This is a genomic window from Microbacterium sp. NPDC058389, assembly GCF_042722305.1.
Taxonomy (GTDB): Bacteria; Actinomycetota; Actinomycetes; order Actinomycetales; family Microbacteriaceae; genus Microbacterium.
This window is the reverse complement of sequence record NZ_JBHXJQ010000001.1, coordinates 499,113-520,522: the sequence shown is the minus strand read 5'-3', so window position 1 is coordinate 520,522 and position 21,410 is coordinate 499,113. Positions and strand designations below refer to the sequence as shown.

The window sequence follows — 21,410 nt, the reverse complement described above, 5'->3', positions numbered from 1 at the left end:
CTCCTCTGCGGGCGGCGACGTGTCGGGGCTGGAGGGATCGCCCGTGGTCACCACCTCTGCGGACTCCGCGCGTCCGCTTGCGGGCCACGCGGGGCACGAGCTGGAAGCCGGGCGCCCGCCTCTGGGCATGCTCGATGCGTCCGGTCAGGTCTCCCCCGGCGGTCTGCGATGAGCGTCAGCGTGAAGGACGCCCAGGAACGCCTGCGGATCACCAGCCTGTTCGCGTACGGGCTCACCCCGCGACACGTCGGCGTGGAGTTCGTGGGGCTTGGCGTGCTGCGGTCGTTCGCGATCACCGAGTGCTGCGTGGAAGCCACGTTCACGGATCTCACGCTGACGCTCGATCGGCGCGAACGGCTGGCCTACTACCGGGATACCTGGCCGAAAGTTGGTGAGTGCCGATGAGCTGGGCGCATGTGCAGTGGGCGATCCGCGAGCGCGCGCCGCGGGTCTATGGCCTGTCGGCGACGGAGGCGCTGGTGCTCTTCGCGGTGTGCGCGCACGCCGACCCCGACGGTGACGCGACGGTCGCCGCGCGGACGCTGGCAGCGGAGATCAACCTCAGTCTGCGCACCGTGCAGCTCAAGCTCGCTCGGTTGATCGAGCTGGAGCTGATCTCGATCGAGTGCGATCCTCGCGGTGCGCTCTCGACGGGGTACAGGGTCCCGCGTCGGATGCCGGTACCGCTGCGGAAGAGCACTCTCCAAGCTCCGACCCGGCGCGCGGTTCTCCCGCCGGATTCGTCCGACTGGGTAGCTGTCGATTCCGTCCCGGATGGCGGCGACGGCGCTCCGCCCGACACCCCTCCCCCGAACGTCCTTCCGGATGCCCCGGTGCTGCTCGACCTCGCCCCACCGGACCCAACCGGGCACGGATCGGGGAGGGATCCCGGGGACGGCGACGCGGCACTGCCGGAGGATGCCCTCAGAGCCTCCGGGACGGTGGAATTTGTGACTACCTCAGGGGTAGTCACAAATGGCCCAGATTGTGACTCAGAGAGAGAGTCACAATCTGAGACCGGGCGTCAGGCGGAACCCCCGATTGTGGCTACCTCAGGGGTAGTCACTTCCGCTACAGATGAAGTAACCACAGGCGATTCCGTTAAGAGCGGGCCTCGCGCGCGTTCTGTGGTCGCCTCTGAACGCGCCCACGGAGACCCCCTTCTTGGCGGCGCGCGGAACGCTGATTCCGGGGTCTCGGCGAGCCCTGACGATGACCCTGCGGAGCCGGGGATGGCCGGTGACAGGTTCGCGGAGATCCGTGCGCGAATCGCCGCGAACAGCCCGCCCGGATCGGACCTGGCGGACAGGGTGGATCTGGCGCTGGTGGCCCGTCTGATCGCGCAGCTGGAGAGCGGAGAACGGTGATGCCGTGTGTGGGTGACTTGCCTGCGGGAGAGGTGGCTGCTCGACGCACCCGACCTGCCGACGCTCGCTGCGATGCTGTGCGCGCACGACTGCACTGCGCAGCACCGGCTGCACGCCGACGACGGGAGGCAGTGGGTATGTTCCTGCCGGACACTGCACGAACGTCTAGACCGTGGCGAGCTGTACCCGACCCGCTGTATCCCATGCGACACCGCCAGGGCGGCAGAATGAACGAGACCGCAGCCCGCCAGGAGGACCGCACACGTCGACGACGCTCGCGCCAGGGATCCCGGACCCGATCCCAGCGGCGGACAGCCGGACGAGCGACAGGCGTGCGCCCACGCAACGGTGCCGCACCAGCTCGGGGCTGTCGGCAGCTCCCAGCACCCGGACCGCGCATCGGGGCTGTCGCGCTTCGCTTCGCTTCGGTTGACGCGGCCGACCTCCGCTGCGCTGCGGTCGTCCTTCGACTGCGCTGCCGACCTGCCAGCCGACGACGACCGGCGCTGCCCTGGCAGATGTGCTCAGCCCGTGCGACGAGGGAAGTCCACGCAGCCGCTCGAGGAATCCCGAGATCTGAGGCAGTGAAGGAGATGCGATGCCTGAGAACACGGTGATCAGACAGCCGACGTGCGAACGCTGCGGGAGCCGGGATGGCGGGCGTTGCCGCGACTGCGGTTCGGACGCCTTCCGCGCGGTGCTGGGCATCCTCCCGGGCGACGAGCGCGACACCAGAGCGATCCACGGGCTGACCGGCCCACGACGGCGAGACACCCCGAAGGAGAACCGATGACCACGCACGACCACACCGACCCTGAGCGCGACATGGTGCCCGCGCGCATCGTGGGCCCGTCCGGGCAGATCCTCGCGGAGCTGAGCGTGCCCGTGGAGGCGCTCGCGGCCGCCGCTGCACACAGCGTGCTCGATCCCTGGCCGACGTCACCGCTCGAGCCCTGGCCGCAGGTGCGGGCACGCCTGGAGTCGGCGCTGAGGAAGTCGATGACGGCGCACGGGTTGGACCCGCAGCGCAGCGTCAGCGCGGTAGATGCTTCGCTGGATGCGTTCGAGGCGGGATGGCCCGGCCGATGATGGACGAGACCCCGGAGAACCTGATGTTCACCGCCGCGCTGGAGTCCGGTCTGGTGCCCGTCGGCGCCGCGGAGCTGGACGACGGCGCCCGGGTGTGGCTGCGCACCCTGGCGGACTCAAGCCCCGTGGAATGCCCGCACCCGGCGCTGTGGCGTGTTCTGGGCGCCGCTGACGCTTCCGGCGGGCCGATCATCACCAGTGAGTGCCCCACGTGCGCACTGTCGCGGGCGCAGGCCGGCGCTTGCTGCGCGCTGTGCGGCGCGGCCGACACCGCCGGCGGACGGCAGGACGTCATCACGCTCGGATCGCACGCCGTCGCAATCCTCACCCGCTGCCCCGACTGCGCGACCCCGAAGGATGAACCGATGACCGAGCCCGACACTGACCAGACCGTCAATAGCCCGAAGCCTGCCCGTCGGGGTGTGCTCCAGCGTGCTCGCGAGCGGATCTCGCTGGACTCTGACGAGCGTGCACGACGCGCGCAGCTCCCGGAGGCATGGTGCCGGTACTGCGGAGGCATCGCCGCTGCCGGTGAGGGCACCGTGGAGCCCGAGCGGCCCCTGATCCCTCCGCACCCTGCTGGCGGCGAGACGCCGGAGCGCGCGGTGAAGGTCCTGCGCGAACAGTGGGCGGCTGCCCAGCCTCCGCGGGCCATGCAGTGGACCCGCGCCTGCGCGACGTGCGCCGACGCTGCCCGGCGAGGCGAGATCGCTGCTGAGGCGTTCTCCCGGCTCGCGGGTCGCCCGGTGGCCGAACGTGACGCGCGGGCGGCGCTGTCGATGCTGCGCAGGTGGGAGCTGGACGCCGCCGGGACGCCGCTGCGACTGGTCGGGGTGTTCGTCTTCGCGATCGAACGCGAACAGGGCACCGGCACGCCGTGGGGACACGTCACCGACGACGAGCGCAGGCAGCTCCTGGACACGCTGAGCGTCGCGGAGCGTGCGAGCACCCCTGGAGCATCCGATGACGGCGCGTGCGGGCTGTGTGGGCGTCGTGAGGCCCGCCGGTGGCACCGCAGCGCCGAGCCGATGCACGCCGCTGCCCTGACGTGGCCCGACGGGTCCGAAGCGCCGCTGTGCGGCGTCTGTCACGCCGTCTGGCAGCGACGGGGTGCCCCGACCGATGCGCAGGGCATTCGCCGCGTCGTCTGGGAGGCGCTCACCGGCGAGCCGATCGGGCTGGGTAGTGAGGCCGATGAACGGGTGACCCCGTACTGCCGATCCCACGCCGCAGACTGTGCCGGGGTCGATCAGGCGTGGTCATGGGCACAGCCCGGGCTCGCCCAGATCCACGACGAGCGACGCGAGCTGAGCCAACGGGGAGCCCAGGAACGCGCGCAGCGGGAGGTGGAGGTACCCGCGCACTGGTGAGCTGTGCGCCTCGCACGAGGGCTCTGCACTGCGGATGTGTACCCCGAAAGCTACGCTGAGCCCCATGAAGCGCCGACTTGGCATTTGCGCGATCGCCCTCCTCCTCGCGCTGACCGGGTGCGCATCGGGCGCCGCGACACCGACACCGACACCGACACAGGATCCCAACGCGCAAGCATGCGAAGACTTCGAAGCTGCGACCAACTCGATGGGCGATGCATTGGACGCAGACAACGTGGCGACGGCATGGGACGACACACGCGACGCGTTCGATGAGATTGCGCTGACGGCTGAGGGCACCGTGTCAGATCGCATGCTCGCGGTCGTCGATGGCTGGCCGAAAGTCAGCGAGATTCTCATCTACGGGAACATCGACGAGTTCAACGACAGCCTCACAGCTGTGGAGCGAGCGTGTGCCGCATCAGGAACCACGATCAAGGTGAACCAGTTCGTCAAGAAGACGGGTTAGCGCTCCCGCGCTGATCCAGCGTGCTCTCCAGCCCAGGCAGCTCCAGCACGTCGGGTTCAGTCGGAGCCTCGATTCCGCTCGCGCCAAGGATGCGCGCCACCAACATCTGGTACTCCGCTTCCGTCGGCGTGACGAGCACGTGCGCCTGAGGCACGTCCAGCCCGTCTAACGCTGCCTGTCGCTGCAGGGCTGCCACGGCCGCCCGCACCGCGCCGGGGCGCCGCTTCTCTACGTCTTCTGCCGCGTGCCGCCACAGCCACTCCCCGCGCGCTCTGGCGATGCCCCGCAGCTCTTCGCGGTCGATCTGTGGCAGCTCCCCGAAGTAGTCCCGGACGGCGCGGATGGTGTTGTGCCTGTTCGCGTAGCCGACGCGCTGGGATATCTCTTCCCAGGTGAAGCCCGCGACGCGCATCGTCCACGCCTCCACGGCTTTGCGGTCGATGTTGTTCACCCTGCCCGCGGGCAGCTTCCGCCCCTGCTTCATGGCTGGACGGTATCCCGCCGAGACACCGATATGGGGATACAGAAACCCGACTGAGGATGAGGGGATGGTGTCCCCGCCGGACACCGGCGATCTCCAGGGATACCGGTCGTCCGTATCGACGGACAGGCCCGGATACCACACTCGAAAATCGGAAACGGTGGGGTGCGGGGGGTCTGTGGAGGCTGCCGGGCGGTGCCCTATGCGTTCGAAGCGCAACGCCGACGAATCGTCACCGTCCGGTGCTCGATTCCCGCTGTCGCAACGTCACGACGATGATGCACCGCGAGGGGGAACCCGGTGAGCGATCTCCCACGTATGTCCCACGCGCCGGAAATCCCGCACAGCGGAATGCAGAAAACCCCCGGTAAACCGGGGGTTTCAGTACGTGCGCGATACTGGGATCGAACCAGTGACCTCTTCCGTGTCAGGGAAGCGCGCTACCGCTGCGCCAATCGCGCCTGAAAAGGCTGTTAAGTTGTCGGCGAGGTGGCGACGGGATTCGAACCCGTGTAAACGGCTTTGCAGGCCGGTGCCTAGCCGCTCGGCCACGCCACCGCGTGTGGTTTGACCCCACGTGCTGTGATCCCTGGAAAGGATCCCTGCACTTGAGCGGATGACGAGACTCGAACTCGCGACCCCAACCTTGGCAAGGTTGTGCGCTACCAACTGCGCTACATCCGCATTTCGTTCCCTTCGCTTTCGCGCCGGGCACTTGTAAGACTTTAGCCGACGTTCGGCTGCATGCAAAACCAGATGCAGCCCGCGCGTGTCACACCGTTGTGGTTCGAGGCATGCCTCGGCATCCGGTACTATCGATACTCGTCCCCCCTTGGGGAACGGGCGATTGGCGCAGTTGGTAGCGCGCTTCCTTCACACGGAAGAGGTCATCAGTTCGAGTCTGGTATCGCCCACCACACGAAAACCCCCGGTTCGCCGGGGGTTTTCGGTTTCCCGCCTCACGCCGAGGCGACGCCCTGCAGCTCCCCGAGCATGGCGAACACCTGTTCGTCCATCTCGACCTGGGTCATGACGACACAGATCGTGCCGTCGGCATCCACGAAGAAGTCCGTCCCCAGACCGCCGGACCACCCGAAGCGGCCTCGGTGCTCCCCGTCGGTCACGACGGAGACGCCGTACCCCCACCCGGTGCCCTCCCAGAACCCGGGGAAGAAGCTGTCGTCGGCCTTGGCCGAGTCCGGGACCTGGTCGCGGCTCAGCTCGTCCACGAGCGCGCGGTCGATGAGACGGCCGTCCCGGAGGGCACGCAGGAACGCCCCGAAGTCGGCAGCGGTGGAGACGAGCTCGGAGTGGCTCACGTCGTACGGCGGATCCACGAAGAACCCGGCGGCCGCCGGGTCCGTCTCGACGAAACCCTCCGGACTGCGCCGATATGCCGCGACGAGCCGGTGCTCCTCGCCCGCCTGGACGGTGAACCCGGTGTCGGTCATGCCGGCCGGGTCGAAGACGGTGGCCCGCAGGACCTCCTCGGCGGTGCCGGCGTCCAGACGCCCCAGGAGGATGCCCAGAAGCCCGAACGAGTGGTGGTAGCGCCAGCCCTCCCCCGGCTCGAACGCGAGCGGGAGGGCGGCCAGCGCGTCCAGCCAGTCCTGCGCTCCGAGCGGTACGGGCTCCGCTCCGGCCTCGAGACGTGCATCGGCCATCGCCGTTCGCAGCGGCGAGTCGGTCGTCATCATGCCGAAGCCGGACGTGTTGGTGAGCAGGTGACGCACGGTGATCGGCCGTCGTGCCGGTCGGGCCTCGTCGAGCGGGGCGTCCGGGTGCGGCAGGACCCGCGGCGCGCTCAGCTCGGGCAGCCAGGTCGCGACCGGATCGTCCAGCGCGAGAGTACCGTCCTGCACCAGGCGCAGCGTCGCGGCGGCGGTGACGACCTTCGTCATCGACTGGATGCGGAAGACGGCATCCGTCCGGATCTCGCTGCCGTCCGGGGCGTCGCGACCGATGGCGAACGGTGCGTCGTCGCCGAAGAGTCCCACCGCTCCGGGCATGGTGCCCGCCGCGAGATGGCGGGCGAGGAAACCGCGCAGGGTCTCGGACACGCGGGCACCTTCCGTCGGCGGACCGGGGCGCGCTCAGCCTAGCGCGGCTCCCCCACAGCCCAGCCGTACCGGCGGTGCAGGGCGTCCGCAACGCGGACGAACCGCTCCAGGTCGAGCGCGGCGGCCTCGCGCCGCATGCCGGCGCGGTGCACGAGGTAGAACTGGTCGATGTCGACCCACGACGGTCGGCCCTGCGAGTCCCACGCACCTGACCCGATCGGCAGGAAGTCCCGCTGGCCGTCGTGCGCCTTGCTGGTGAGCTTCACGGCGTACACCGTGTCGTCGTCGCGCCGCCCGATGACGAGCACGGGCCGGTCCTTTCCGCGACCGTCGCGCTCCGCGTACGGCACCCACGTCCAGACGATCTCGCCGGCGTCGGGATCCGCGTCGTGCACGGGCTTGTAGGTGATCCGCAGGGCGGACCGGTGCGGCGGGTCGATCTCTCGCGTCGCCGTGTCGCCGGAGCGTCCGGCCACGACGTGCCCGGACGCGGCGGGCGCCGTGGGCGTCGATGGACGGCGGGACGGAAGGACGAGGTTCAACAGGGACGAGAGGATGCCGCGGGCCACGGGATCACGATAACGGCCGTGTGCGGCATCCACGCGCCGGCGGCGGCGCAGGAACGCCGAAGGGGGCCTCGCGGTGGGGGGAACCGCGACGCCCCCTTCGGGGTCAGGGACGGGTCAGGCGCGGGCGCCCTCGAGCACGTAGCCCTCCTCACCGTGCACGACCGTGTCGATCCCGGCGACCTCGTCCTCGTTCTTCACGCGGAAGCCGATCGTCTTCTCGATGGCCCAGCCGATGGCGTAGGCGAGCACGAACGAGTACACGAGCACCGAGACGGCGGCGATCGCCTGCACGAGGAGCTGCGTCAGGTTTCCGCTGTAGATGAGGCCCGTCGTGTTGGCGAAGAAGCCGAGGTACAGCGTGCCGAGCAGACCGCCGACGAGGTGGATGCCCACGACGTCGAGCGAGTCGTCGAAGCCCCACTTGTACTTGAGCTCGATGGCCAGGGCGCAGACGGCACCGGCGACGAGGCCGAGGACGATGGCCCAGATCGGGGTCAGCGAGGCGCACGCGGGGGTGATCGCGACGAGACCTGCCACGGCGCCCGAGGCGGCGCCGACCGACGTGGGCTTGCCGTCCTTGATCTTCTCGACGACGAGCCATGCCAGCAGCGCAGCGGCCGGGGCGGCGATGGTGTTCACGAACGCGACTGCAGCCGTGCCGTCGGCGGCGAGCTCGGAGCCCGCGTTGAAGCCGAACCATCCGAACCACAGCAGGCCTGCGCCGAGGAGGACGAACGGCGGGTTGTGCGGGACGTGCACGCCCTTCTGGAAGCCGAGGCGCTTGCCGAGCACGAGGGCGAGGGCGAGAGCTGCCGCACCGGCGTTGATGTGGACTGCGGTGCCGCCGGCGAAGTCGATCGCCCCGACGCCGAAGACCTCCTGCATGCCGTACGTGATCCAGCCGCCGTACGCGAAGCTGCCGTCATCGGCGAGGCCGAAGTTGAACACCCAGCTCGCGACCGGGAAGTAGACGATGGTCGCCCAGATCGCAGCGAAGATCATCCACGAGCCGAACTTGGCGCGGTCGGCGATGGCGCCCGAGACGAGCGCGACCGTGATGATCGCGAACGTCGCCTGGAACGCGACGAAAGCAAGCGGCGGGTAGGCGGCGCCTTCCGGAACCTCCAGCAGGCTGGTGAGCCCGATGGCGGACCAGTCGATCGACCACGGCGGGATGAGCCCCTCAGAGCCCGGGAACGCGATCGCGTAGCCGTAGACGACCCACAGCACGCCGATGAGGCCGAGTGCGCCGAAGCTGAGCATCATCATGCTGATGACGCTCTTGGCCTTCACCAGGCCGCCGTAGAAGAATGCGAGACCGGGCGTCATCAACAGGACGAGCGCAGCCGCGATGAGCATGAATGCGGTGTTGCCTTGATCCATCTCGGTGGAGAACCTCTCTGCGGGGGGACGCAGGATAGCGTCGGGTCCCCTCAGTGTCGCGAGGCGCCGTTTCCGCAGCGGACCATCCCGTGTTTCCCGTCGGTTACACGAGGGTCCTGAGCGTAAACATCGTGTTTCGGCACGCTCCGCGCAGCCCGTGAATCGGGCTCGAACCGGCTGGGCCGCGCGCGGCGGACTCAGGCGAGAGTGGATGCCACGAGACGCGAGATGGCTCGCAGATACTTCTTGCGGTACCCGCCGGCGAGCATCTCCTCCGGGAAGACCAGATCGAGCGAGATGCCGGTCGCACGGATCGGCAGCTGGGCGTCGTACACGCGGTCGATGAACGCGACGAAGCGCAGCGCGGCGGACTGGTCCGTGAACGGCTGCACGCCGCGCAGCCCGACGACGGCGAGGCCGTCGATGAGCCGGATGTACCGCGACGGGTGCACGTGCGCGAGGTGGGAGACGAGGCCGTCGAAGTCGTCGTCGGACACCAGCCCAGCGGTCGCCACGTCCGCGAGGGCCGCCTCGTACTCGGGGGTGGACAGTGTGGTCGCGTGGCCGTCGACGGCGCGGTGCCGGTAGTCGGTGCCGTCGATGCGCACGGTCTGGAAGCTCGCGGCCATGGCATGGATCTCGCGGAGGAAGTCCTGTGCCGCGAAGCGCCCTTCGCCGAGGGCGTTGGGCGGCGTGTTGGAGGTCGCGGCGAGCCGCGTGCCGGAGGCGACCAGTTCGCCGAGCAGGCGTGTCATGACCATCGTGTCGCCCGGGTCGTCGAGCTCGAATTCGTCGATGCACAGGAGGTCCGAGCCGCGGAACAGCTCGACGGTGTTCTGGTAGCCGAGGGCACCGACCAGGGCGGTGTACTCGATGAACGATCCGAAGTACTTCCGGCGCGCAGGCATGGCGTGGTAGACGGAGGCCAGGAGATGCGTCTTGCCGACGCCGAAGCCGCCGTCGAGGTAGACGCCCGGCTTGATCTCGGGACGCTTGGGACGGCGGAACAGGCCGCCCTTCACGGGGGTGCCGCCGCCGGTGAAGGCGATCAGGAGGTCCTTCGCCTCCTGCTGCGATGCGTACGCCGGATCGGCGCGGTACGTGTCGAACGTCGCGTTCGCGAACTGGGGCGGCGGGACGAGCGCCGCCACCATCTCGGCGCCGGTGAGCTGCGGGGCGCGCTCCGTGAGATGGACGATGCCGGTGCGGGTGGCGGAGACGGTCATGCGGGTCCTCTGTCGCGGTCTCACGGGAGCCTGTGACGGAGTCTTACGTCGCGGCGCCGCGCGGGCACGTGGGAATCTAGGGTCGGAGTCGACGGTTCAACCCTAACCGTCAGCCCTGTGCCCATCGTCAGCCGTGAGGCCGCCGTCCGCACCAGCGCCGCCATCCCGGCGCACCGAACCGCAGGAGAAGCCATGTCCGTCGAGATCGACACGTCGTCCGAGAAGTTCGCCGAGTACGCCGAGCCGGGCCGCCTCGTGACCGGCGACTGGCTTCAGGAACGGCTCGGACGGCCGGGGCTCGTGGTCGTCGAGTCGGACGAGGACGTGCTTCTCTACGAGACCGGCCACATCCCCGGGGCGGTGAAGGTGGACTGGCACACCGAGCTCAACGACCCCGTCGTGCGCGACTACGTCGACGGCGAGGGCTTCGCGCGACTCCTCAGCAGTAAGGGCATCTCGCGCGACGACACGGTCGTCATCTACGGCGACAAGAACAACTGGTGGGCCGCCTACGCCCTGTGGGTGTTCTCGCTGTTCGGCCACGAGGACGTCCGCCTGCTCGACGGCGGCCGCGACAAGTGGATCGCCGAGGGACGGCCGATCACGACGGATGCCTCGAAGCCGGCGCCCGCCGACTACCCGGTCGTCACGCGCGACGACTCGCTGCTGCGCGCATACAAGGACGACGTGCTCGCGCACCTGGGCGCCGGACCGCTCATCGATGTGCGCTCGCCGGAGGAGTACGACGGCTCGCGCACCTCCGCCCCCGCTTACCCCGAGGAGGGCGCGCTGCGCGGCGGGCACATCCCCACCGCGCAGAGCGTGCCGTGGGCGCGCGTGGTCGCGGAGGACGGCGGGTTCAAGCCCCGCGCCGAGCTCGACGCCATCTATCGCGGCGAGGCCGGCCTGGCGGACGGCGATGCGATCGTCGCGTACTGCCGCATCGGCGAGCGGTCGAGCCACACGTGGTTCGTACTCACCCACCTGCTCGGCTTCGAGAACGTGCGCAACTACGACGGCTCGTGGACCGAGTGGGGCAGCGCGGTGCGCGTGCCCATCGTGACGGGCGCCGAGCCCGGTGAGGTCCCCGGGCGCTGATCGGCGGCATCCACCCCACGCCTTCTCCACGTGGGAAAATGGTCGAGATGACTGACGTACTTCCCGAACGCCTCGCCGAGATCCGCGACGAGTTCCTCGAGCTCTCCGAGTCCGACCGGCTGCAGCTGCTGCTGGAGTACTCGTATGAGCTGCCGGCCGTGCCCGCCGAGTACGAGGGGCACCCCGAGCTCGCCGAGCGCGTCGTGGAGTGCCAGTCGCCGGTGTACATCATCGTCGACGTCGATACCGACGGCGTCGTCGCAATGCACGCCACCGCGCCACCCGAGGCTCCGACGACCCGCGGATTCGCGAGCATCCTCGTGCAGGGCCTCACCGGACTCTCGGCCGCCGAGGCGCTGGCCGTCCCGGGCGACTACCCGCAGACGCTCGGTCTGACGCGCGTCGTGTCACCGCTGCGCATCTCGGGCATGACCGGCATGCTCCTGCGTGCACAGCGTCAGGTGCGCGCGAAGTCCGCGGCCTGACGATCGCGCCTCAGTCGGCCGCGAGGCCCTGGCGCTCGAGCCAGGCGCGGATGCTGTCCGACCACCGCTCCTGGTCGTAGTTCCACAGCTTGGTGTGGCGGGCGACCTCGAACACCTGCAGCTCCACCAGGTCCGGCCGCGCCGCGACCAGGTCGTGCGACGCATCCGACGGCACGTAGCCGTCGTCGTCGCTGTGCAGGATGAGGATCGGATGCCGCAGCTCGGCCGCCCGCGCGACGACGTCGAGCCGGTCGAGGTCGATCGCACCGCCCGTCCGCGCGAGCGGTGCCGCCCACTCCGACTGCAGCGCTCCGATGGCGAATCGGCTGACCGCGCTGGGGACGCGCTCCGCCCGCGCCTGGAACTCCAGGACGACCCGCCAGTCGACGACGGGCGACTCCAGGATGAGGCCGGCGATCGCATCGCCGTGCGCCGAATTGAGCGACAGCTGCAGCGCGATCGCGCCGCCCATCGACCAGCCCATGACGATGATCCGACGTGCGCCGCGGCGCCGGGCGAACCCGACGGCGGCATCGACGTCACGCCACTCGGTGTCGCCGAGCGCGTATGTGCCGGTGCGGCTGCGCGGCGCCTCGCCGTCGTTGCGGTACGACACCACGAGCGACGTGATGCCGAGGCCGTGGAACACCGGGACGGCGCGCAGGCACTCGGCCCGGGTGGTCCCGCGGCCGTGCACCTGGATGACCCACGTCTCGCCGTCGCCGGCGGGGAACAGCCACGCCGGGCACGGTCCGACGGTCGAGCCGATCAGCTCGGGCGTGAACGGCAGCTGCAGCTGCTCGGGCCGGTCGAAGTACCAGCCGCTGAACGCGGCCTCCGGCTCCAGGCGGGCATCGGAGCCGACGTGGGTGAGCAGCTTGCGCTTCACGCTCGTCGCGTCCTCCGACAGCACCGACCCGAGCTTCACGTAGTCGGATGTGCCGGTCGTGAACAGGCCGTAGCGCCCCGGCAGCTCGGTGTCAGGCGTGCGCGAGAGCGTGATCGTCTGCGCGGCGGTGTCGAGGGCGAGGATTCGGGTGTCGGGCTCGCGCCGCGACGGGGTGACGACGCGGCGGGCCATGACCACGGACCCTGCGGCGAGGGCGCCCAGCGCTGCGGCGAGCCCGAGGCTCAGCACCGTGAGCGCAGCCTTGACGCCCAGCACGTAGGCAGAGGGGCGCAGCGCCCGATCGGGGCGAGAGGCCCTCGGCCGGCTGTGTGTGGGTGTTGCGCCGTCTCTCGCGGCGCGCCTGGAGACGACCATCGAGGCATCACTCTAGTCTGTCCGCGTGGCTGAGCAGCGTCCCCCCGCGGCACCGGGCTCCTTCGAGCAGGCGGCGGACGAGCTGCGTGCGATCGTGTTCCGCGATGACCTGACGGTGCGCGAGATCGCGGCGCCACAGGGACTCGCCCCCGACGCCGTCGCGATCGCCGGCGACGTGCGGTCGGATGCCGGCGAGGACTCGCCGTACGGCACCGGGCGACTCGTGCTGCTGCACGACCCGGACGAGCCGGCTCCGTGGAACGGGCCCTGGCGGATCGTGTGCTTCGCGCAGGCTCCGCTGGAGCCCGAGATCGGTATCGATCCGCTGCTCGCCGACGTGGCCTGGACGTGGCTCACCGACGCGCTGCAGTCGCGCCGCGCCGGCTTCCATTCGGCATCGGGCACCGCGACGAAGACGCTCTCCAAGGGCTTCGGGTCGCTGGCCGCAGAAGGCGATGGCGCGCAGATCGAGCTGCGGGCTTCATGGTCCCCGGAGGGCGCGATCGCTCCGCACGTGGAAGCATGGGCGGAGTTGGTTTGCATGCTGGCGGGTCTTCCGCCCGGCTCGGAAGGGATCGCGATGCTCGATTCGCGCAGGTCGCCGCGTGGCTGATTACGACGTCATCGATGAAGCAGGCGCCGCCGCCGAGGCCGCCCGTCGTCTCGCCGACGGCACGGGCCCGGTGGCCGTGGACGTCGAGCGCGCGTCGGGTTTCCGCTATTCGCAGCGTGCCTATCTCGTGCAGGTGTACCGCCGCGGCGCAGGCGTCTTCCTCTTCGACCCGCCGCCCATCGCCGACTTCCGCCCGCTCGAGGACGCCATCGGGGGCGAGGAATGGGTGCTGCACGCGGCGAGCCAGGATCTGCCGTCGCTGCGGGAGCTCGGCCTCGAGCCGCCGCGGATCTTCGACACCGAACTCGCGGCCCGCCTGCTCGGCCACGAGCGCGTGGGCCTCGGCGCCGTCGTCGAGGACACCCTGGGCATCACGCTCGCCAAGGCCCATTCCGCGTCCGACTGGTCGACGCGTCCGCTCCCCCAGTCCTGGCTGGAGTACGCCGCGCTCGACGTCGAGCACCTGGTCGACGTGCGCGACAAGCTGGCGATCGAGCTCGACGAGCAGGGCAAGACCGAGTACGCGGCGCAGGAGTTCCAGGCCGTGCTCGAGCGCGAGCCCAAGCCACCGCGGGAGGAGCCCTGGCGGCGCCTGAGCGGACTGCACACCGTCCGCGGCCGCAAGGCGCTCGCTGTCGCGCGGGAGCTGTGGACGGCCCGCGAGGAGTACGCCCGTGAGGAGGACGTCGCCCCCGGGCGACTGGTACCCGACCGTGCGCTCGTCGCCGCGGTGCTCGCGGACCCCAAGTCCAAAAGCGCGTTGGCCGCGGTGAAGGACTTCACCGGCCGGGCGAGCCGCAGCCAGCTGGACCGCTGGTGGGCGGCGATGGAGGCGGGCCGTGCCGTCACCCAGCTCCCCCTCGAGCGCGCCAGCGGTGGCGACTCGCTCCCCCCGCCCCGTGCGTGGGTCGATCGGAATCCCGAGGCTGACGCGCGCCTGAAGACGGCGCGACCGCTCGTCGAGCACCGCGCCGAAGAGCTGCACATGCCGACCGAGAACCTGCTGACCCCCGAGCTGCTGCGCCGGGTCGCGTGGGCACCGCCGCTGCCGCTGTCGGCGGCATCCATCGGCGACGCTCTCGCAGAACTCGGCGCGCGCCGGTGGCAGATTGAGCAGACCGCACAGGTGATCGCCGATGCCTTTGTGGATTCCGTGCAAGAGGCCTCGAGGGCGTCCGAAGCGGCTTCGTAGGTTTCCGCCACTCGATTCCAGTCGCTCTGCGCCCCCTCCTAGGCTGGCGGCATCCCTATTTTTGGAGGCAGAGTGGCCGAGATCTCGGACGTCTTCTTCGTCGATGGAATGCGCACCCCGTTCGGGCGCGCCGGCGAGAAGGGCATGTACTGGAACACCCGAGCGGACGACCTCGCCGTCAAGGCGACGATCGGGCTCATGGAACGCAACCCGAACGTTCCGAAGGACCGCATCGACGACGTCGCGATCGCCGCGACGTCGCAGACCGGCGACCAGGGGCTCACGCTCGGGCGCAGCGTCGCGATCCTCGCCGGGCTCCCCCAGACGGTCCCGGGCTTCGCGATCGACCGCATGTGCGCGGGCGCGATGACGAGCGTCACCACCATGGCGGGCTCGATCGGCGTCGGCATGTATGACGTCGCCCTCGCCGGCGGTGTCGAGCACATGGGACACCACCCCATCGGCGGCAACGCCGACCCGAACCCGCGTTTCGTCGCCGAGCGCATGGTCGACCCGGGCGCGCTGAACATGGGCGTGACGGCCGAGCGCATCTTCGACCGCTTCCCGCACCTCACCAAGGAGCGCTCGGACCGCTTCGGCATGCTGAGCCAGCACAAGGCGCAGGCGGCGTACGACGCCGGCAAGATCCAGCCCGACCTGGTGTCGGTCGCCACCAAGGACGCCGACGGCTCGTGGGGTCTGGCCACCGAGGACGAAGGCCGTCGCCCGCAGACCACGATGGATGACCTCGCCGCGCTCAAGACCCCGTTCCGGCCGCACGGCCGCGTGACGGCGGGCACCTCCTCCCCGCTCACCGACGGCGCCACGATGTCGCTCCTCGCGGGCGGCGGCGCCGTCAAGGAGCTGGGTCTGCGTCCCAAGATGAAGCTCGTCTCGTTCGCCTTCGCGGGCGTGCAGCCCGAGATCATGGGCATCGGCCCGATCCCCTCGACCGAGAAGGCGCTGAAGAAGGCCGGTCTCACCATCGGCGACATCGGCCTGTTCGAGCTCAACGAGGCGTTCGCCATCCAGGTGATCTCGCTGCTCGACCACTTCGGCATCGCCGACGACGACCCGCGCGTCAACCAGTGGGGCGGCGCGATCGCCCTCGGCCACCCGCTCGCCGCATCCGGCGTGCGCCTGATGATCCAGCTCGCGGCCCAGTTCGCCGAGCGCCCCGACGTCCGCTACGGCCTCACGGCGATGTGCGTGGGCCTCGGCCAGGGCGGCTCGGTCATCTGGGAGAACCCGTTCTACGACGGCAAGAAGCGCAAGTAAGGGCCTGCACGAATGACGAACTACGACGACATCGACTTCTCGCCGATCCTCGCCCTGACCGACGGCGAGGTGATCACGCACTCCCGCGTGCGCGACATCCGTCTCGCGTCGGGCAAGGTGCTCGCACTCATCACGCTCGACAACGGCCGCGACCACACGCGCCCGAACACGCTCGGCCCGGCCACGATGTTCCAGCTCGGCGAGACGCTCGACGCCCTCAAGGCGCGCGTCGCGGCGGGTGAGATCCAGGCCGTCGGCATCACCGGCAAGCAGTACATCCTGGCCGCCGGCGCCGACCTCAGCGACATCACCAAGGTCGGCTCGAAGGACAACGCGCGCCTCGTCGCGCAGCTCGGCCACAAGGTGTTCGGCAAGATCGCCGACCTCGGCGTGCCGACGTTCGCCTTCGTCAACGGGCTCGCGCTCGGCGGCGGGCTCGAGATCGCGCTCAACAGCGCGTACCGGACGGTGGATGCCTCGGCCGCGGCGATCGCGCTGCCCGAGGTCTTCCTCGGCATCATCCCCGGCTGGGGCGGCGCCTACCTGCTGCCGAACCTCATCGGCATCGAGAACGCGCTCGAGGTGGTCATCTCGAACCCGCTCAAGCAGAACCGGATGCTGAAGCCCCAGCAGGCGTTCGACTACGGGATCGTCGACGCGATCTTCCCGGCGGCGAACTACCTCGAGGACTCGCTGGCCTGGGCCGACGGCGTCCTCAGCGGCAAGGTCAAGGTCGAGCGCAAGAACGAGCCCGGCAAGATCGAGCGCCTCACGAAGTGGCCGATCGCCATCAAGATGGCGCGCGGCATGCTCGAGTCGAAGATCGGCACCGTGCCGAAGTCGCCGTACGCCGCGCTGGACCTGCTCGACAAGGCCAAGAGCGGCACGAAGGCCGAGGGCTTCGCACGCGAGGACGAGGCTCTCGCCGAGCTCGTCACGGGCGATCAGTTCGCGGCATCCATTTACGCCTTCGATCTGGTGCAGAAGCGTGCGAAGCGACCGGTCGGCGCCCCCGACAAGGAGCTCGCGAAGAAGGTCACCAAGGTCGGCATCATCGGCGCCGGCCTCATGGCCAGCCAGTTCGCGCTGCTGTTCGTGCGCAAGCTGCAGGTGCCGGTGCTCATCACCGACCTCGACCAGGCGCGCGTCGACAAGGGCGTGGCCTACATCCACGACGAGATCGGCAAGCTGGAGGCGAAGGGCCGTCTCGACGGTGACGCGGCCAACAAGCTGCGGGCCCTCGTCACGGGCACGACCGACAAGAGTCTCTACGCGGACTGCGACTTCGTCATCGAAGCCGTGTTCGAAGAGGTCGGCGTCAAGCAGCAGGTGTTCGGCGAGATCGAGCAGATCATCGCCGAGGACGCGATCCTCGCGACCAACACGTCGTCGCTGTCGGTCGAGGAGATCGGCGCGAAGCTGGCTCACCCGGAGCGGCTGGTCGGCTTCCACTTCTTCAACCCGGTCGCGGTCATGCCGCTGATCGAGATCGTGAAGACGCCCCAGACGTCGGATGCCGCACTGTCGACCGCGTTCGTCGTCGCGAAGAATCTCGGCAAGAACGCGGTGCTGACCGCCGACGCGCCCGGGTTCGTCGTGAACCGCCTCCTCGCCAAGGTCATGGGCGAGGCCGCGCGTGCGGTCTACGAGGGCACGCCGGTCGCCGACGTCGAGAAGGCCTTCGCGCCGCTCGGCCTGCCGATGGGACCGTTCCAGCTGATCGATCTGGTCGGCTGGAAGGTCGCCGCCCACGTGCAGGACACGATGGTGCGCGCGTTCCCCGACCGTTTCTACGCGAACGAGAACTTCCACGCGCTCGCGGAGCTGCCGGAGGTCGTCGAGAAGGACAAGGGCGGTCGCGTGACCGGCTGGACCAAGGCTGCCGAGAAGCTCCTGAAGCCCGCCGTGGGGTCGTCGCCGGCGTCCGCCGAGACGATCCTCGCGCGCGTGCAGGACGGCCTGGCGCAGGAGATCAAGCTGATGCTCGACGAGGGCGTCGTGCCCGAGGTCGAGGACATCGACCTGTGCCTCATCCTCGGCGCAGGCTGGCCGTTCATCGACGGCGGGGCCTCGCCGTACCTCGACCGCGAAGGCGCCTCGCAGCGCGTGTTCGGCGACACCTTCCACCACCCGGTGATCAAGGGCATCGGCGGCTGACCCCGACGATGAGACGACCCCGGGCGTGATGCCCGGGGTCGTCCGCGTTTCGGGGCGTGTGGTTCAGCGCCCGGTCGGCTGGGCGGCGCGCACTCGCAACTCGCGCGCGAGGCCGTCGCGCTGCTCGATCACGAGCCGACGGAGCGCCGCGGGCGCATCCTCGTTCGAGGCGAGCCACGTGTCGACGTCGGCGAGCGAGTCCGAGGACGGGAACAGCCCGACCACCAGCCGTCGTGCGATCTCGATGCTGCGTGCGGTCCACGCGGGGCGGATCCGCGAGAAGTACTCGGCGTCGAGGCCCGCGACGAGGTCACGACGATCGCCCGCGCGCACGCCCGCGATCGTCGCGGCGAGGTGGTCGTTCGTGAGGGTCTCGTCGTCCCACGCGGCGTACCAGGCTGCGTGGCGGACGGCGCCGTCGGGCCGGGCGGCGAGGGCGGTCCGATGTGCGACGTGTCCCTGGGCCGACGGGTCCGCAGCGAGCTCAGTATCAGCCTCGTCGACCGAGGCATTTCCGGTGGCGGTCAGCGCGATGAGCCATGCCCATCGCAGCTCGGGGTCGAGCGGGAGGCCGTCCGGCGCGGGAGCCGTGTGCGCGAGGATCCGCCGGATCTCGTCCGCCCGGTTCGCGGACCGCGCCGCAGCAGCGCCGAGGGCGCGGGCCCAGGCCAGCTGGGCGTCCGAGCCGGGTTCGGCTGCCCAGAGCGCCGCCCAGCACGTCTCGAGCCACGCGTCGGCCAGCGGACCGCGCGCATCGACGGCTGCGTAGCGCCCGATCGCGACGTCGGCGTGTGCGAGGGCATCACTGACCAGCGCGACGTTCGACTCGGACGCGGCATGCCGCGAGGCGATCTCCACGAAGCGGGCGACCGGCAGGTCCCCGTCTCGCGTGGCGTTCCACAGTGACGCCCAGATCACGGCTCGCGCCACCGCGTCGTCGATCGTCGACAGATGCGCGGCGGCCGCGTCGGTGGAGCGGGCGTCGAGGCGCACCTTCGCGTAAGTGCGGTCGTCGACGTTGGGGAGCACGAGATCGATCCCGGCATCCGTCGCGCCGACCAGTGGCGTGCGCGGGTCGACGGCATCGACCTCGAGGCCGCCCTGCCGGACGAGGCGCCCGTCGGCGGCGGTGAACAGTCCGCAGGTGAGCCGGTGGGGACGTGCGTCGGTCTGCGTCAGCACGAGGGCACCTGCGGCGTCGCGCTCGACGGCGATCTCCGATACGCCGGTCGTCTGCAGCCATGCGCGGCTCCAGGCCATGAGGTCGCGTCCGGACTCGGCCTCGAGCGCGGTCAGCAGATCGGGCAGCGTCGTGTTGCCGTAGGCATGGTCCGCGAAGTACCGCTGCGCACCGCGGAAGAAGGCCTCCTCCCCCACGAACGCGACGAGCTGCTTGAGCACCGAAGCACCCTTGGCGTACGTGATCCCGTCGAAGTTCAGCTTGGCCGCCTCGAGATCCGGGATGTCCGCGACGATCGGATGCGTCGTCGGCAGCTGGTCCTGGACGTAGGCCCAGCCCTTGCGGCGGCTGGCGAAGGTCACCCATGCGTCAGGGAACCCGCCGGCGACGACGGCCGCGTGGGCACCCATGAAGTCCGCGAACGACTCCTTGAGCCACAGGTCGTCCCACCAGCGCATCGTCACGAGGTCGCCGAACCACATGTGCGCCATCTCGTGCAGGATCGTGTTCGCGCGTCCCTCGTGCTGCGCCGCCGTCGAGGCGCCGCGGAAGACGTAGCCCTCGGTGAACGTCACGAGCCCGGGGTTCTCCATCGCCCCGAGGTTGTACTCGGGCACGAAGATCTGGTCGTACTTGCCCCACGGGTACGGATACGCGAACGCGCGCTCGAAGAACTGGAGGCCGCGCCGGGTGATGTCCAGGATCTCGTCGGCGTCGAGATGCGGCGCGAGTGAGGCGCGGCAGAGCACGCCGAGCGGCACGGTCCGCGCGGCATCGCGCCATTCGCCGTCCACGCGGTGGTACGGCCCCGCGGCGACGGCCGTGATGTAGCTCGACAGCGGCAGCGTCTCGGCGAAGCGGACGCGTACGCCGCCGGCGACGTCCTCGCGGGCCGTCTCGGCGCCGTTGGAGAGGATCTGCCACCCGGCCGGCGCGGTCACGGTGAACCGCCACCTCGCCTTCATATCGGGCTGCTCGAACACCGGGTAGACGCGCCGCGAGTCGGCGGGCTCGTACTGCGTGTAGAGGTAGACCGCGCCGTCGACCGGGTCGCGGAAGCGATGCAGCCCCTCGCCGGAGGTGCTGTAGCGACCGCGACCGCGTACGGTCACCACGTTGTGGGCCGCGAGGCCGTCGATGCGGATGCGGGAGCCGTCCCATTCGACGTCGCGTGCCGTGCCGTTGACCGTGACGCTGTCGACCGCGTCGCCGAGGAAGTCGATCCAGGTCGCATCCGCCGCGGCCGTGAACGTCAACGTGGCGGTCGTCGGGAAGGTCTGCGTCCCCAGGTCGGGCGCGTCGCGCACGTCGAGGTCGACCTCGACGGTGTCCAGTCGGATCGCGGCCGATCGGGCGGCCGTCTCGTCGCGGGTGAGGTTCGCCGAAGTCATGTCACCATGCTTTCACGCCGGTGTCCGTGCTAGCTTCCGAACATGTTCAGTTCGGATGCCTCGACCCCCGCGATCCTCCCCACCAAGAGCGAGCGCACACGCGCCCGGCTGCGTGACATCGCCCTGCGCTCCTTCCGTGAACGCGGCTACGATGCGACGACCATCCGGCTGATCGCCGAAGAGGCGGGCGTCTCGGTGGGCACGACGCACTACCACTTCGCGACCAAGAACCACCTCGTGCAGGAGCTGTATCTCGACGTGCAGGAGAAGCACCGGGCTGCCGCGGAGCCGGCGCTGGCGGCATCCACGGATCTCGTCGACCGGCTGTCGATCGTCTACCGCACCGGGCTCGACCAGCTGACGCCCTACCACCCGTTCGCGCCCGAGTTCCTGTCGGCAGCGGTGTCGCCCCGATCGCCGATCAACCCGCTGTCGGAGGAATCGGCGCCCGCGCTCGGCGTGATCGAGGGACTCTTCCGTGAGGCGGTCGACGGCGCGGCGGGCACCGGACTGCCCGACGACTTCCGGGCGAGCCTGCCGGACGCACTCGTACTGGGGCACCTGCTGCTCGCCCTGTTCTGGGTGTACGACCGCTCGCCCGGCCAGGAGCGCACGCGTGCGCTCCTGGATCGTGGGCTGCGGCTCCTCCGCATGGCGCTGCCGTTCGCGCGCATGCCGCTGCTGCGCAAACCCCTGCAGGAGCTGCTCGAGCTCGTTGCCTCTGTCAAGGCCTGAGCG

At 70.0% G+C, this 21,410-nt stretch carries 19 protein-coding genes and 4 tRNA genes; 13 read left to right on the top strand and 10 right to left on the bottom strand.

Annotated features, from left to right (window positions below; all coding sequences use genetic code 11):
• Positions 1 to 180: 180 nt before the first annotated feature.
• The 5 genes from ACFWJ8_RS02630 (at position 181) to ACFWJ8_RS02610 (ending at position 4,295) form a co-directional block, all read left to right on the top strand.
• Complete coding sequence (locus ACFWJ8_RS02630; protein ID WP_378808542.1) at positions 181 to 405, top strand: hypothetical protein; 225 nt, start codon at positions 181 to 183, stop codon at positions 403 to 405.
• On the top strand, positions 402 to 1,367 hold the full coding sequence (locus ACFWJ8_RS02625; protein WP_378808539.1) for a helix-turn-helix domain-containing protein: 966 nt from the start codon (positions 402 to 404) through the stop codon (positions 1,365 to 1,367). Before ACFWJ8_RS02630 ends, ACFWJ8_RS02625 begins: the two co-directional genes overlap by 4 nt.
• A 789-nt stretch (positions 1,368 to 2,156) precedes the next feature.
• Positions 2,157 to 2,456, top strand: a complete 300-nt coding sequence (locus tag ACFWJ8_RS02620) for a hypothetical protein (RefSeq protein WP_378808536.1) — start codon at positions 2,157 to 2,159, stop codon at positions 2,454 to 2,456.
• Positions 2,453 to 3,826 (top strand): hypothetical protein, encoded by a 1,374-nt coding sequence (locus ACFWJ8_RS02615; protein ID WP_378808534.1) that lies wholly within the window; start codon positions 2,453 to 2,455, stop codon positions 3,824 to 3,826. Before ACFWJ8_RS02620 ends, ACFWJ8_RS02615 begins: the two co-directional genes overlap by 4 nt.
• Positions 3,827 to 3,890: 64 nt before the next feature.
• Positions 3,891 to 4,295 carry a hypothetical protein gene (locus ACFWJ8_RS02610; protein WP_378808532.1) on the top strand — a complete coding sequence of 135 codons (405 nt, stop codon included), beginning with the start codon at positions 3,891 to 3,893 and terminating at the stop codon, positions 4,293 to 4,295.
• On the opposite strand, the gene ACFWJ8_RS02605 is transcribed toward ACFWJ8_RS02610, so the two are convergent.
• The 4 genes from ACFWJ8_RS02605 to ACFWJ8_RS02590 all read right to left on the bottom strand — a co-directional run bounded on the left by ACFWJ8_RS02605 (position 4,279) and on the right by ACFWJ8_RS02590 (position 5,460).
• Positions 4,279 to 4,779 (bottom strand): hypothetical protein, encoded by a 501-nt coding sequence (locus ACFWJ8_RS02605; protein WP_378808529.1) that lies wholly within the window; start codon positions 4,777 to 4,779, stop codon positions 4,279 to 4,281. The genes ACFWJ8_RS02610 and ACFWJ8_RS02605 overlap by 17 nt on opposite strands.
• A 386-nt stretch (positions 4,780 to 5,165) precedes the next feature.
• Positions 5,166 to 5,237, bottom strand: a tRNA-Val gene (locus ACFWJ8_RS02600).
• A gap of 26 nt (positions 5,238 to 5,263) precedes the next feature.
• A tRNA-Cys gene (locus ACFWJ8_RS02595) sits at positions 5,264 to 5,334 on the bottom strand.
• A gap of 53 nt (positions 5,335 to 5,387) precedes the next feature.
• Positions 5,388 to 5,460, bottom strand: a tRNA-Gly gene (locus tag ACFWJ8_RS02590).
• A gap of 157 nt (positions 5,461 to 5,617) precedes the next feature.
• Here ACFWJ8_RS02590 and ACFWJ8_RS02585 point away from each other — a divergent pair.
• Positions 5,618 to 5,693: transfer RNA gene (locus ACFWJ8_RS02585), tRNA-Val, on the top strand.
• A gap of 42 nt (positions 5,694 to 5,735) precedes the next feature.
• Here the strand turns inward: ACFWJ8_RS02585 and ACFWJ8_RS02580 are convergent.
• The 4 genes from ACFWJ8_RS02580 to zapE form a co-directional block, all read right to left on the bottom strand.
• Positions 5,736 to 6,836 (bottom strand): serine hydrolase domain-containing protein, encoded by a 1,101-nt coding sequence (locus tag ACFWJ8_RS02580; RefSeq protein WP_378808526.1) that lies wholly within the window; start codon positions 6,834 to 6,836, stop codon positions 5,736 to 5,738.
• A gap of 38 nt (positions 6,837 to 6,874) precedes the next feature.
• Positions 6,875 to 7,405, bottom strand: coding sequence for a type II toxin-antitoxin system PemK/MazF family toxin (locus ACFWJ8_RS02575; protein WP_378808524.1), 531 nt, complete (start codon positions 7,403 to 7,405; stop codon positions 6,875 to 6,877).
• A 114-nt stretch (positions 7,406 to 7,519) separates the two neighbouring features.
• Positions 7,520 to 8,788: an ammonium transporter gene (locus ACFWJ8_RS02570; protein ID WP_378808522.1), complete on the bottom strand. Its 1,269-nt coding sequence runs from the start codon at positions 8,786 to 8,788 to the stop codon at positions 7,520 to 7,522.
• Between the two features lie 197 nt (positions 8,789 to 8,985).
• Positions 8,986 to 10,014 carry a cell division protein ZapE gene (gene zapE / locus ACFWJ8_RS02565; protein ID WP_378808519.1) on the bottom strand — a complete coding sequence of 343 codons (1,029 nt, stop codon included), beginning with the start codon at positions 10,012 to 10,014 and terminating at the stop codon, positions 8,986 to 8,988.
• A 192-nt stretch (positions 10,015 to 10,206) separates the two neighbouring features.
• Here zapE and ACFWJ8_RS02560 point away from each other — a divergent pair, with 192 nt between their 5' ends.
• Positions 10,207 to 11,112 carry a sulfurtransferase gene (locus ACFWJ8_RS02560; RefSeq protein ID WP_378808517.1) on the top strand — a complete coding sequence of 302 codons (906 nt, stop codon included), beginning with the start codon at positions 10,207 to 10,209 and terminating at the stop codon, positions 11,110 to 11,112.
• Positions 11,113 to 11,159: 47 nt separating this feature from the next.
• Entirely contained in the window at positions 11,160 to 11,597 is a 438-nt protein-coding gene (locus tag ACFWJ8_RS02555; RefSeq protein ID WP_378808516.1) for a SufE family protein, read from the top strand.
• 10 nt (positions 11,598 to 11,607) lie between these two features.
• On the opposite strand, the gene ACFWJ8_RS02550 is transcribed toward ACFWJ8_RS02555, so the two are convergent.
• The gene (locus ACFWJ8_RS02550) at positions 11,608 to 12,762 is read right to left on the bottom strand and encodes an alpha/beta hydrolase family protein (RefSeq protein WP_378808515.1); all 1,155 of its coding nucleotides are present in this window, start codon (positions 12,760 to 12,762) and stop codon (positions 11,608 to 11,610) included.
• Positions 12,763 to 12,886: 124 nt separating this feature from the next.
• Here ACFWJ8_RS02550 and ACFWJ8_RS02545 point away from each other — a divergent pair, with 124 nt between their 5' ends.
• The 4 genes from ACFWJ8_RS02545 to ACFWJ8_RS02530 all read left to right on the top strand — a co-directional run bounded on the left by ACFWJ8_RS02545 (position 12,887) and on the right by ACFWJ8_RS02530 (position 18,101).
• Positions 12,887 to 13,474 (top strand): DUF3000 domain-containing protein, encoded by a 588-nt coding sequence (locus tag ACFWJ8_RS02545; protein WP_378808513.1) that lies wholly within the window; start codon positions 12,887 to 12,889, stop codon positions 13,472 to 13,474.
• A complete protein-coding gene (locus ACFWJ8_RS02540) occupies positions 13,467 to 14,666 on the top strand; it encodes a ribonuclease D (RefSeq protein WP_378808511.1) in 1,200 nt (399 codons plus the stop codon). The genes ACFWJ8_RS02545 and ACFWJ8_RS02540 overlap by 8 nt, the downstream gene beginning before the upstream one ends.
• A gap of 72 nt (positions 14,667 to 14,738) precedes the next feature.
• Positions 14,739 to 15,944, top strand: a complete 1,206-nt coding sequence (locus tag ACFWJ8_RS02535) for a thiolase family protein (RefSeq protein WP_378808509.1) — start codon at positions 14,739 to 14,741, stop codon at positions 15,942 to 15,944.
• A 12-nt stretch (positions 15,945 to 15,956) separates the two neighbouring features.
• Positions 15,957 to 18,101, top strand: coding sequence for a 3-hydroxyacyl-CoA dehydrogenase NAD-binding domain-containing protein (locus ACFWJ8_RS02530; RefSeq protein WP_378808507.1), 2,145 nt, complete (start codon positions 15,957 to 15,959; stop codon positions 18,099 to 18,101).
• A 63-nt stretch (positions 18,102 to 18,164) separates the two neighbouring features.
• Here the strand turns inward: ACFWJ8_RS02530 and pepN are convergent, their stop codons facing one another.
• On the bottom strand, positions 18,165 to 20,672 hold the full coding sequence (gene pepN, locus ACFWJ8_RS02525; protein ID WP_378808505.1) for an aminopeptidase N: 2,508 nt from the start codon (positions 20,670 to 20,672) through the stop codon (positions 18,165 to 18,167).
• A gap of 42 nt (positions 20,673 to 20,714) precedes the next feature.
• Here pepN and ACFWJ8_RS02520 point away from each other — a divergent pair, with 42 nt between their 5' ends.
• A complete protein-coding gene (locus tag ACFWJ8_RS02520; RefSeq protein ID WP_378808503.1) occupies positions 20,715 to 21,407 on the top strand; it encodes a TetR family transcriptional regulator in 693 nt (230 codons plus the stop codon).
• Positions 21,408 to 21,410 lie beyond the last annotated feature (3 nt).